The sequence below is a fragment of the Streptococcus mitis genome (genome assembly GCF_013305725.1).
GTDB lineage: Bacteria > Bacillota > Bacilli > Lactobacillales > Streptococcaceae > Streptococcus > Streptococcus mitis_BO.
In genome coordinates, this window is record NZ_CP047883.1 from 1298311 (window position 1) to 1310651 (window position 12341).

Annotated in this window: 12 protein-coding genes; 1 reads left to right on the top strand and 11 read right to left on the bottom strand. The window is 38.0% G+C overall.

Going from position 1 to position 12341, the window contains the following annotated elements; genetic code table 11:
- The first annotated feature begins 126 nt into the window (after positions 1-126).
- Positions 127-411: a DUF3270 domain-containing protein gene (locus tag M594_RS06390; protein ID WP_136937644.1), complete on the top strand. Its 285-nt coding sequence runs from the start codon at positions 127-129 to the stop codon at positions 409-411.
- Positions 412-478: 67 nt separating this feature from the next.
- Here the strand turns inward: M594_RS06390 and M594_RS06395 are convergent, their stop codons facing one another.
- The 11 genes from M594_RS06395 to M594_RS06445 form a co-directional block, all read right to left on the bottom strand.
- A complete protein-coding gene (locus M594_RS06395) occupies positions 479-1816 on the bottom strand; it encodes a sensor histidine kinase (protein WP_173876276.1) in 1338 nt (445 codons plus the stop codon).
- Complete coding sequence (gene ciaR / locus M594_RS06400) at positions 1806-2480, bottom strand: two-component system response regulator CiaR (RefSeq protein ID WP_049542984.1); 675 nt, start codon at positions 2478-2480, stop codon at positions 1806-1808. The genes M594_RS06395 and ciaR overlap by 11 nt, the downstream gene beginning before the upstream one ends.
- A gap of 108 nt (positions 2481-2588) precedes the next feature.
- Positions 2589-5135, bottom strand: coding sequence for a M1 family metallopeptidase (locus M594_RS06405; RefSeq protein WP_173876277.1), 2547 nt, complete (start codon positions 5133-5135; stop codon positions 2589-2591).
- 122 nt (positions 5136-5257) lie between these two features.
- Positions 5258-5698: an ASCH domain-containing protein gene (locus M594_RS06410; RefSeq protein WP_173876278.1), complete on the bottom strand. Its 441-nt coding sequence runs from the start codon at positions 5696-5698 to the stop codon at positions 5258-5260.
- A 30-nt stretch (positions 5699-5728) separates the two neighbouring features.
- On the bottom strand, positions 5729-6427 hold the full coding sequence (locus M594_RS06415) for a 3-oxoacyl-ACP reductase (protein WP_173876279.1): 699 nt from the start codon (positions 6425-6427) through the stop codon (positions 5729-5731).
- Positions 6420-6656, bottom strand: a complete 237-nt coding sequence (locus M594_RS06420) for a DUF2829 domain-containing protein (RefSeq protein WP_000141924.1) — start codon at positions 6654-6656, stop codon at positions 6420-6422. Before M594_RS06420 ends, M594_RS06415 begins: the two co-directional genes overlap by 8 nt.
- A 96-nt stretch (positions 6657-6752) precedes the next feature.
- Entirely contained in the window at positions 6753-7679 is a 927-nt protein-coding gene (locus tag M594_RS06425) for an aldo/keto reductase (RefSeq protein ID WP_173876280.1), read from the bottom strand.
- 196 nt (positions 7680-7875) lie between these two features.
- On the bottom strand, positions 7876-9021 hold the full coding sequence (locus M594_RS06430; RefSeq protein WP_254597124.1) for a DUF6287 domain-containing protein: 1146 nt from the start codon (positions 9019-9021) through the stop codon (positions 7876-7878).
- A 107-nt stretch (positions 9022-9128) separates the two neighbouring features.
- Entirely contained in the window at positions 9129-9944 is an 816-nt protein-coding gene (locus M594_RS06435; RefSeq protein ID WP_173876281.1) for a hypothetical protein, read from the bottom strand.
- A complete protein-coding gene (locus M594_RS06440) occupies positions 9941-10267 on the bottom strand; it encodes a PadR family transcriptional regulator (RefSeq protein WP_125454528.1) in 327 nt (108 codons plus the stop codon). Before M594_RS06440 ends, M594_RS06435 begins: the two co-directional genes overlap by 4 nt.
- Before the next feature lie 139 nt (positions 10268-10406).
- On the bottom strand, positions 10407-12311 hold the full coding sequence (locus M594_RS06445; RefSeq protein WP_173876282.1) for a glucosaminidase domain-containing protein: 1905 nt from the start codon (positions 12309-12311) through the stop codon (positions 10407-10409).
- Positions 12312-12341: the final 30 nt, after the last annotated feature.

The following is a 12341-nucleotide window of genomic DNA, read 5'->3' on the forward strand; positions in this document are numbered from 1 at the left end:
CATTTTCACATTATGGTGTCAAGAAAAGTGATTTTGAAAAGGGACTTTATTCTTTTTGTAACCTTTCTGTAATAATTATCTGCTGAAAAAATGATAAAATAGTTATGTACCTGTAAGGAGAGAATCATGTCTGCAAGAAAACTAAAAACTCATGAGTTTGAACATATTGAAGAAACGGTGCAAACTCCACTTTATCAAGATTATACACCTGAAACATCAATGGGAGCAAATGTAAAAGAAATCCTATTTTTTGTTAATATTGCCTGTTTTGGTATCTTTATGGCACTTTTCAGCTTTATCTTTTTAGCCTTAAAATTGAATACGACTCTATCGTTTATAGCTGCTATGGGTGTAAGTTTTGCCCTTTTAAAATTACAACGAATGATTATTAAACAAAAAATGACAAAATAAAGGTTGGTCTTTGTACCAGCCTTTTTCTTATATCTGATAGAAAAAGACAGAGTAAAACTGTCTTTTTTTATCTATTCTTACGTTTCGAGGGAGATTGAATTGCAATCTTGACTTCAAAAATCGTTCCTCTCGGTTTATTATCCTTAACTGTAATCGTTCCTCTTAAGGAATCAACAATCTGCTTGGCCAAAGATAATCCCAAACCAAAACCACCTTTCTGACGAGTTCTTGCCTTATCAACACGATAGAAGCGATCAAAGATTTTCTTTTTATCTGTAGCCGAAATACCAATACCATTATCAGATACAGTAAGATAAAGATGCCGATCTGTACAATGAACAAGAAACTCAATCTTTCCATCTTCTTCTGTATATTTTATTGCATTATCAAATAAGATTGTCATTAACTGCTTGAGAAGCAACTGATCCGTCATAATAGGACGGTAAATTCTATTCTCAGATTCAAAGACTCGGTCATTTTCCGAAGCAATCAAGCCATAGTTCGTAAAGGTCGTTTTAAAGAACTGTGGTGATACTTCCGCTATTTCTGGTTTTATTCCATCATCACGGCGGGCTAAGTTAAGAAGATTTGTTGTTAAAAAACGCATATTTCGAACTTCTTCAAGACTGGAAGCGATACTCTCACTAGACTCCATAATGGTCGCTTCGGGTTTTCTAAACAAATTCTCCAAACGATTTTGCAAGACTGCTAAAGGAGTTCTCAATTCATGACTAGCATTTTCCACAAAGGACTGTTGCTTCTGCATGCTCTCAAGCAGAGGACGAACACTGACCCTAGCTAGATAGAGACTGGCGAGCAAAGACAGAATCCAGAAACTAGCCATCACGATCACAATCAATTGCTCATGCTTTTGACTGGCTTGCTCCAACTGACTGGTATTAATCAAAACAGCTGCATACTTGATATTGGTTGAAACCGAACTGATATTCGTTTCCATCAAAATCATGCGATAAATTTCTTCTTGTCCATAGCTATTAAAAACTTGAATCTGGTAGATATGGCCTAGTTCTTTTTTCTCTAACTTAATCTTATCCAATCCCAAAAATCGGTTTCCAGAAAGGAGCTGGGTAAAATTCTTATCAAAAAGAATGACTTCTGTGTTGGAACTGACATTGGGTTTTACTTCAGTCTTGCTAGAATCTGTAGCGGCATTCTCTAAGTCTTTAATCTCTTCTGTTGCCCTATTTACAGCCAGCTGAATAACTGCCTGAGGATTTTCACTCAGTCCATGAAGCTTATCATCCACCGAAGTATAGAGACTCGAATGCATGACCTGCAATATAATCAAGGTCATAGTGGAGAAAATCAGAGTGAAGACACCAAAGTTGCGGATAAAATAACTAAAGTCATCCGCATACCATGTTTTTTTTAGTTTACTGAACATCTTTTAAAATATACCCAACACTGCGCAAGGTTTGCAAATTCTCTGCAAAAGTGGTTCCTTTTAATTTCTTACGGACTTTTGAAACATAGACTTCGACAACTGAAATCGTTGTGTCACTATCAAATCCCCATAGACGATCAAAAATCTGAGTCTTGGGCAAAATAACATTTTGATTTTGAAGGAAATAAACTAATAAATCGAACTCTTTCCCCAACAATTCGACAGGAGTATCTTCGACTTTAACGGTATTGGTTGACAAATTAACCACAATATTTCCATAAGTCAAGCTGTTTTCATTAAATTTACCTGAACGTTTGAGAAGGGCTTGAATCCGCATTTTGAGTTCTTCTAGGTAGAAAGGTTTAGTCAGATAATCATCCGCTCCCAGTTCAAATCCATGTCCCTTATCATCCAAACTTTCCTTGGCAGTCATGATCAGAACTGGAGTCGTAATCCCCTTTTCACGCAATTCTTTCAAGACTTGGAAGCCATTTTTTTCAGGTAACATCAAATCGAGCAAAATCAAATCATAGACTCCACTCTCAGCTTCGTAGAGACCTTCTTCCCCATCAAATACCTGCATAACATCCGCAAAATCGTCTAAAAAGTCAAATACTGAATTTGACAGGCCTAGGTCATCCTCAACTAATAAGATTTTTATCATGAGAAACTCCTCCTTATTAAAACTATTATACCAAATTTGCCTTAAAGAAAACTCAACTCTCTGCATTTTACATGAGATAGCTGAGTTTTCTTTTTATTTTAGGCTTATTTATGCATTTCCGTATTGAAGAACGACTGCTTCCACTGCAGCTTTTTCACGGTTAATCAAGTCAACACGCGCTGCAATTTCCTTGATTCCCATACCGATGTTACGGCTAAGAGCAAGGTCAGAAAGTTGTGGCTCAAAGAATTCCTTGTATTCCGCCAAGCGTTGCTGAGTCTTAAATACGTGAGCAGGAAGGATGACAAAGCTATCAAAGCTCATATCTCCTCCAAGGGCTGCCTTAATCCAAGCCCAGTTTTCACGAGCCCAAGACCATGCTGTTTCCTGAGTTGCTTGATGGCTTAAGAACTGGAAGTACCAAGCAGACAAGTCTTGTGGTTTGACCACAAATTTGTCCTTCCAAGAAGCAATCAAGTTTTGGATATTGTCCGCATCTGTACTGTAGGCAAGAGCTGCTGCCAACTGACGTTTAAAGACCGCATCTGTTGCGTGCGTATAAGTATCAAGATAAAGTGCTAACAAGTCTTTAGTCTCATGATGTTTCATCTCATTGATCAGAACTTGTGAGCGAATAGCTGCTGGAAGTCCTGCAAGCTGATTCTTGTGAGCTTCGAAGATTTGGCTAGCGACTTGGCTAGCTTCTGCATCATTTGAGCGAATCATCATAGAAATGGCTAACTGACGAACCAATTCATCCTCATCTGATTCGCCATCTTTAGCTTCAAAACCAAGACGGTCATAATTATGACGAGCCAATTTAGCAACCAAGTCTTTGAAGGCTCTTTCAGCTTCTGTTCCTTCATCGATAAAGCGCTCAAGAGCAGAAATTACTTCAGAAACAGCTGAAACGACAAGGTAAGATTCTTCCTTAGCAAGTTTATCAAGAACTGGAAGCAAGTCAGCATAAGAAATGTGCCCTGCCTCAGCAAGCAAACGACGTTCTTGAACGATCTGCAGTTTACTTGTCTTATCAAGCTCAACTAGGTCAGCAAGAACAGCATCTAACAAGTCTCCTTGATAGTCTGTAATGTAGTGGGCTGTATTTTCTGTGTTGAGACGAAGTGCTGTTTTGTTTTCTGCAAGAAGAGCTGCGTAGCCAGGTATTTCGATACTTTCAGTTTCAAGTGTATCAGGCAAACCTTTCCAGTTGCTATTGAGTGGCACTACCCAGAGACGGTTCTTATCTTCGTGTTCACCGATAAAGAATTGTTTTTGTGAAATCTTCAAAACATCATTTTCAACTTTGACAGTAAGAGCTGGGTAACCAGGCTGTTCCAACCAAGAATCCATGAAGGCTGCGACATCACGTCCTGACGCTTGACCAAGGGCATCCCAAAGGTCACTACCAATGGTGTTGCTGTATTGGTGTTTTTCAAAGTAGGCATGCAAACCTTTAGTGAAATCGGCATCTCCTAGCCAACGGCGAAGCATGTGCATGAGACGGCTTCCTTTGGCATAGACGATAGCGCCATCAAAGAGCGTATTGATTTCATCTGGGTGTTTGACTTCGACGTGAACAGACTGAACACCATCAGTCGCGTCACGTTCAAGAGCAAGAGGTACTCCACCTGTTTGGAAGTCTTCAAAAATATTCCAGCTTGGTTCAATAGCATCCACACAGACGTACTCCATCATGTTAGCGAAGCTTTCATTAAGCCAAAGGTCATCCCACCATTTCATAGTTACGAGGTTACCAAACCATTGGTGAGCCAATTCATGGGCAACAACAAGGGCAACTTGTTGACGGCTAGCAAATGTAGAGTTCTCATCGACAACCAAGTAAACTTCACGGTAGGTTACCAGACCCCAGTTTTCCATAGCACCTGCTGAGAAGTCAGGAAGGGCGATGTGGAGAGATTGAGGAATTGGGTACTTAACTCCATAGTAATCTTCGTAAAACTCGATAGAGCGAACAGCAATATCCAGTGAGAAATCAAGGTTAGATAGTGGATGGGCTTTGGTTGAGTAGACACCTACGAGGGTACCGTTTTTAGTTTTAGCCGTTACCCCTTGCAAATCACCCGCAACAAAGGCTAACAAGTAAGAAGACATGCGAGGTGTTGTTTCAAACTTCCAGATACCTGTTTCCTTACGGTTTTCAACATCGATTTCTGGCATATTAGACAAGGCCAATTCACCTTCTGCTTGGTCGAAACGTAGAGAGAGGTCAAAAGTTGCTTTGGCTTCTGGTTCATCCACACATGGGAAGGCTTCGCGCGCAAAATGACTCTCGAACTGAGTAGACAAGACTTCCTTCTTGACTCCATCAACTGTGTAATAAGAAGGGTAAATCCCTGTCATGTTGTCTGTAATTTTTCCTGAGAAAGCGATAACCACTTCAACTTGACCAGCCTCAGCCAATTCGATATGAAGGGCTTCATTTTCATGGTCAACTGTGAATGGGCGAGCTACCCCTGCAACTTCTACAGAAGCGATTTCCAAGTCTTTTTGGTGGAGGGAAATGCGGTCACTCTGTGCTTGACCAGTGATGGTTACCTTCCCTGAAAAAGTCTTGGTCTCACGACTCAAGTCTAAAAATAAATCATAATGTTCAGGAACAAATTGCTTAATAAAATGTTCAACTGCTTGCATAGTTTTCTCCTATTCTAAGTTTAAGAGCTAGAGCTCTTCTTCAAACAAACTTATTATATCATGTTTTACTTGAGAAAAAAGGATTGGACGGTGATTTCCAAAACTTTCTTCCTCCTAATAGTCTACAGTGGGTAGACCTTGCGAAATTCTTCTAAAACAACCTTGCTTTCAGGTGTAAAAGTCAGTCCTGCTTCTTTCAGCCACTCGGCGAAACAATCCTCATGAACCTGACGCCAATAGGCTAAGGATTTGTCACCTTCCCCTTCCTTAAAGGCATGTTGAGCAGAAACTTGATTGAAGGGCTGAACGGAAACCCTTGTAATTTCGACAATGCAGACAGACTGATTTTGACTATCTAAAATGACATCAAAAGTTCCTTCTTGAGGAAGAGACTCGGCTTCTAGTGCGTAGAAATCGTAGGCTGAAGCTGTTGCTGTTTTTTCGCCTTTTAAAACCAAATCCGCTAAAAGGTCTGGTTCCACTCCAAAAGCCCAAGCATCTATCTCGTCTCCGATAGAAGGATTGATTTGCTTATAGGCATTCCACATTTCTTGCGATGTCATAGGTGCTCCTTTTTATTAACTTTGTTCTCCCTATTTCAAAGACCAGCCACCATCTATTGTCAGAATTTGTCCCTGCATGGCAGATACCTTTCCACTGGCCAAAAAGAGGCTGACTTCTCCCACTTCCTCTGGTTCAATCCAGCGCTTGATTGGTGTTTCGCTCGCCACCCAGTCTGCTAATCCACCTGGTTCAAAGTCGGCAGCGGTCATAGCTGTCTTGACTGCTCCTGGAGCGATACCAAAGACCTGAATCCCAGCTTCAGCATAATCTAGAGCCAACTGTTTGGTAAATCCAGCCAAGGCGTGCTTCGAAGAAGTATAGGCATGTCCACCTCCACCTGCTAGGCTAGAAGCAATGGAGCACATATTGATAATAATCCCTTTTTTATTCTCCAACATTTGAGTCAAATAATACCGAGTCAACTCAACAGGAGTCACGTAGTTGATTTCAAAAATCTCATGAATTTCCTGCGCTGTCTGTTCCAAAAGTGGTTTGTAATCATCCAAAACTCCAGCAGTATTGCACAAAACATCAACCTGAGGACACCAATCAAAAATAGGCTCCAAGTTCAAGGTCAAATCTCTCTGTAGAAAGTGGAAATCACCCTGTAAGAGTGGATTTTCACCTTGGTCAACTCCATAAACTTGAAAGCCATTCTCTAAAAAGAGTCGAGCTTGAGCCAGACCGATCCCTGAACTCACTCCCGTAATCAATACACATCTAGTCATGCACTTCTACCCAATCCGTCGCCAAAACATCACAAGGTGTCGGACTCCACATGGAAAAACCTTCCCCTTCTCCAGACACGTTGATTAGGAAGTAAGGCGTCACCTCAAGTGCAACCCCGTTTTGTTCAATGGTGTCAAAAAGCTGCACATAGTTTTCAGCACCTCCCCAACCAGTACGTACATATTTTTTCTTATCCTTTAACCCCGGTAGAATTTCTTCAAATGTCATGTTTTTCTCCTTTAATTCTAAATTCTTAGTTTAATTATAACAAAAAACCGTTTTCCAACGGCTTTTTGACTGTGATTTATTTACATCTGCTTCTACTTACGGCAAATTATTCCCTGCAGCAAGATAAATTTCATACCATTCTTTTCTTGTTAAGCTAAAGTTTGTCGCTTCGCTAACTTCTCTCAAGTGCTTAGGATTTGTTGTACCTACGACTGCCTGCATTTTTGCTGGATAACGCAATATCCAAGAAATGGCAATAGTTGAAGGGGTTACTCCATATTTAATAGCTAAACGATCAAGTACTTGATTTAAAACTTGAAATTTCTCATTTCCAACAAAATTCCCTTTAAAATACCCGAATTGTAAGACAGACCATGCTTGAATGACCACATCGTGTAATTTGCAATATTCAAAAATGCTGCCATCTCGCATAGCTGCTTGACTATCTTCCATATTAACATGAAAACCTGATTCGAATCCTGGAGTAAAAGCCGCACTCAATTGTAGCTGATTAACAGCTAACGGCTGCTTGACATCTTTTTTAAGCAACTCCATCATCATAGGATTTTGATTAGAAACTCCAAAATCTCGAACCTTACCTTGTTTATAAAGAAGATCAAAGGCTTCTGCTACTTGGTCAGATTCCATCAAAGCATCTGGTCGATGAAGAAGCAAGCTATCTAGATGATCAATCTTCAATCTTTGCAAAATTCCGTCAACTGATTTTATAATATAGTCCTTAGAAAAATCAAAATAGGTAAATTCTTCAATGCGAATGCCACATTTGGACTGAATCCACATCTTTTCTCTTAAATCTGGACGATTTTTTAGGACAAGACCTAACAGTTCTTCACAACGACCACGACCATAAATATCAGCCAAGTCAAAAGCATTGATTCCAACAGAAAGTGCTGTTTCTACAAGCTCTTCAACTTCTTTTACAGACTTATCTTTTATTCTCATCATTCCGAGAACAATTTCTGATAATTCTTTGTCATCTTGACCAAGAGTTATGTATCTCATCAAATTTTTCTCCTTTAATTTCTACCATTCTTCCCTTCATTATATCAAAAAATCGCTTTGCAACGGCTTTTTGACTATGATTCTCCTATTATTTTACGGGATATCACTTGACTTTACTTTATAGTAATAAAAATCTTCATCATAATTTTCAGCTGATTGAGTAATAATTAAGCGTGGCCGTGAGCTATCTGATTGATCACCCATTGGATTGTTTAAAACCTTTTTTAAACAATCCAATAGCAGCACTTGTATGACCACTTTGTAAACTAACATACGGAACACTGCTCTTCTTAGATGAATCTTTGATTACTTTAATCCTATTTCCATCCCCAGTTGTTCCATCAGAATTAATTATCAATTCATTTCCGCGACCATTCCTCCATGTTCCAACAAGTGTTGAAATATCGCCATTTTCTATAGCTTCAATATCTAAATCTATCTCTGTAGAACTAATACTGTTATACTTTTCCCACCACTCTTCTTTGTAAGGTTTTAAATAAGTCTTCCCATAAAATACTCTGTTCTCTGTTACTCTATCATTATCTGGCCCAACTTCATTAGCAGGAATAAATGTTAAAGTTAATTCTTGACCAATAGTTGCGTTTTTATTATCCTCTACAAAATACACTTCATAGTAATCATTAATTTTTTTCGGTGTTTTACTTTTATCCAACTTAAATTGTGCATGAGTAGAGCCACTCCAGAAAATCCAATTCCCATCTTGATAAGACACTCTTGGAAAAACAGAAGTTATCCCTTTATAGTAATCTTCTCTTTTATACCCATACAAAGTAAAATTAGAGTCTACTATTGCTTTTTCTAAATAGTCATTAGAATATGTCCCTTTAAAATCGCTTAAATCACCTTGAAGAATGCCATCCTTATTATTTTTAAAATAATCACTATTATTAGCAAATACCATCTCATGATTTTTATTTCCATCAGATAAGGTGATTACCTTTAAAATTTTAGACGAATCGTCTACATTATTAACTGAAATAGATATTTTAAAATCCTTATTTCCGTCTGACTTATTAAATTCTGTAACAGAAGACCTATTGTTGCCATCTTCTTTCCAATCCGTAGAAAAATCTCCAAATACATTACCTTCGTCTGTATTATATGAAATTCTCCAATTCTGATTATTCTTAGTAACAGTAGCTTTCTCACCTGTAGAAGACACATAATCTCCCGATAAATCTAAAAAGTCTGACTTTATAATTTCCTCCGTATTTAGTTGTTTTTTCTGAGCATCACTCTCTTTATGATTCCCATACAAGAAAAACCAAACTAAACCTGTTAAAAGAGAAATAATCCCAAAAGATATAAATATTTTCTTCATTCTAAACTCCAATATATATAAAATATTTCCTTCATTTTACTATATTGCTAAAAAACTATCAAGGTAAATTATAAATAACAAAAAACCGCTTTGCAACGGCTTTTTGACTATATTTCACTCCATTTTATCTTCTTAAACCCACGGAACAAGACAAAGATTCCAATAAAGAGGATAGCTAAAGGAATAACTTTTGTAAGAAAAACATTTGAAATTCCCATCCACTCATAGTAACGGAGCAGAGAGCCTACAATAAGGTGGGCAACAATCATACTGACAAAGGGACGAAAAATCGGTTCTTTCCAATTCCAAATACTGATGACCAGCGAAATCGTAAAGACAGATAAACTATCCCAGGGAGCAGGAAGATAAAAGGCTCCTTCTTGTATGAAGCTTGCCATTCCTACATATCCCAGAACAACTAGCAGAACAAGAATCCCAACGACAACATAGGTGCCAATTTTCATTTTAGGAGAATCTTGGACTAAACTTCTTCGTAAAATTGTAGCCACAAGCCCAAATCCGACCAGAAAAAGAAGAAGTTGGCCTAAAAACGTAAGCAAATTGACTGTTAAGAGAGGACCTTTAGAAAAATCACCTAATAGTTGATAGTAGCGTAATACTGCTAAAACAAGAATTGGCGTCAAAAGGGACTCTTTGATAGAACTGCGAGGTGCTTCCTTGAGCATCTCTTTCATTATTTTTTTAGGATTCTTACCTAGATAATCTTCTGCACTCATGCCATCTCGTTCTGCTTCTGAGAAATCAAGCATCATCAAATAAATCTGCTCTCTGAGATAGTCCTCATCATAGAGAAATCCAGCAAGATTAAAACTATCCCACAGTTCCTCAAAATACTGCTGATTCTCCTCAGAAAACTGATGTAACAAAGCGCTTGTTTCTTCATAATACTTTATTTTCTTCATGGTTTTCCCCCCTTCTTAATCCCTTCTACTTTTTGACTCAAATCGTCCCATTGTTGCCAAAAGACCGAGACACGCTCTTCTCCTTCTTTGGTTAACGAAAAATACTTCCGATCTGGACCATCTGGAGACGGACGCATGTCGCCTCTTATCCATTGATTTTTTTCTAACTTTTGCAACAAAGGATAAATAGTTCCTGGAACGATAGTATCAAATCCAGCCTCTCGCAAAGTCTGAACCAACTCATAACCATACCGCTCTTTTTGACCAATCATATCCAAGACACAACCTTCAAGAACACCTTTTAATAGTTGAGTTTCCTTCATTCCTTCTCCCTTCTAATCTATTCTGTAATACCTACTAGTAGCTTCATCTATAATATACCACTTTCACACTAGTTTGTAAAGCATAATAGTTAAATAAAAAAACGACAACCACTTTTCAGCAGTTATCGTTGCTTATCTTTTAATCTTTTCCACCAAGTCGGCTATTGATATTCATCATGATACTAGCTATTTTTTCACCCCAGTACGGATCTGATGCATAGCGAACATTCATTCCTGTCGCTTTATTTCCAAGGTGATCTCTTCCACGGTCAATATAGTTCTCACGAATCCACTTGGCCGCACCAAGAATTCCTTTATCTACATCATCAAATTTCTTAGCTGAATCATAGGGACTAGTATCGTAAGCAGCTATTCCGAAGAAGTTATTTTTATCATTAGCAATTTGGCTTCGTCCCCAAGCACTTTCTAGCGCACTATGAGCCATTAAATAGAGGGCATTGACACCATAACGTTTTTCAGCTTCTTTAAAAATTGCTCCTTTACCAGCAAGACGGCTGTCTCGGATATTCATCATCGAATAAACTCTATTTAATTCATCCGCACTATAGTTGGTTGGTTCAGTTAAATTCTTGAAAAGGAAACGATTTTTGATAGTAAACCCATCGAAATGTTCTCCATCCTTTGAATAATACTTCTTACCAATTTTCATAGCTGAAGTATGTGGAGCTACCCGAATACTAGTGTATGGAGACAGTTCATGATATAGGAATCTTCCGTCAGTAGTATAGTGAGGAATAAACTCACTTCCTTCCTCAACTAAAGCCAAATCACTTTGATTCATATAACCAGACAAGCCTGATATTGAAATAGCTAGACGACTACCCTTGCTTTTAGAGCCATCATGGGTCACAATACTTCCCTGATTGACATAGCTCAAAATATCTCCTGATTCGCTATAAATATAGGCTGTGATTGGTTTAACCTTAAAATATTTGGGGCTTTGAATCCACTTTCCATCACTCTGGAAGAAATACTCTTTATTTTTGATGTTAAAACCACCAGTAACATAACTTCCATCTTCTTTTAGGTAGTACCATGCATTGTAGTTAGGATCAAAAATCCATTCATTCTTGGCCATATAACCACCAGATTTGAGGTAATAATCACCAATCCATTCATGTGAAGCATAAGCACCACCTGATTTTAGGTAAAACCAGCTATTATAAGATTTATCAAAAATCCATTCTTTTTCAGCCATTGCTCCACTATTTTTTAGATAGTAAGCATTTTTCCACTGATTACTGGCCATCACACCATCATTATTAAAATAATACCATGTGCCCTTAATTTTTTCCCATTTATTACGAAGGATCTTTCCTGAATCTGTAGCATAATACCATTTATCAGTAATCTTTACCCAAGCATTTTGAACCATCGCCCCACTACTATTAAGAAGATAATCGTTCACTAGAGCATTGCTAGCCATGACTCCATCTTGGTTGAAGTAATACCAAACATTGCCAATTTTTTCCCATCTATTACGAACAATCTTTCCTGAATCTGTAGCATAATACCATTTATCAGCAATTTTCACCCAGGAATTTTCTACCATTGCTCCACTAGTATGAAAAGCATAGTCATTAACAATTCTATTGCTGGCCATGATTCCGTGTTGATCAAAGAAATACCAGACACTCGCAATCTTTTTCCAGTTTTTGATTGGTTGATTATTCTCATAAAAAAGCCATTTCCCATGCTCTTTCTGCCAACCATTCTTATGAGATTCTTCAACTTTTTCTTTATTTGAAATAGCCTCTTTTTTAGAATTATTTTCTTTTACAACAACTGGTTCTTTCTTTTTTTCCGTCTTTTCAGTTTCATTCTTTGTATTTTCAACAACTTTTTTCTCTTCTGATGCTGGTGTCTGATTTTTATCTTTAGAAGACTGATTTTTGTCCACAGAGTGACTCTTATTCGTCGTTTGACTTTGGTCCGTTGTTTTACTATCTTCAGCAGAGACTGATGTTGTGGGCACAATTGCCAATGCAAGAACTGCTGTACTTACAAGTAGTATTCTCTTCATTTTGCTCCCCTAAGTAGATATTCATCTACA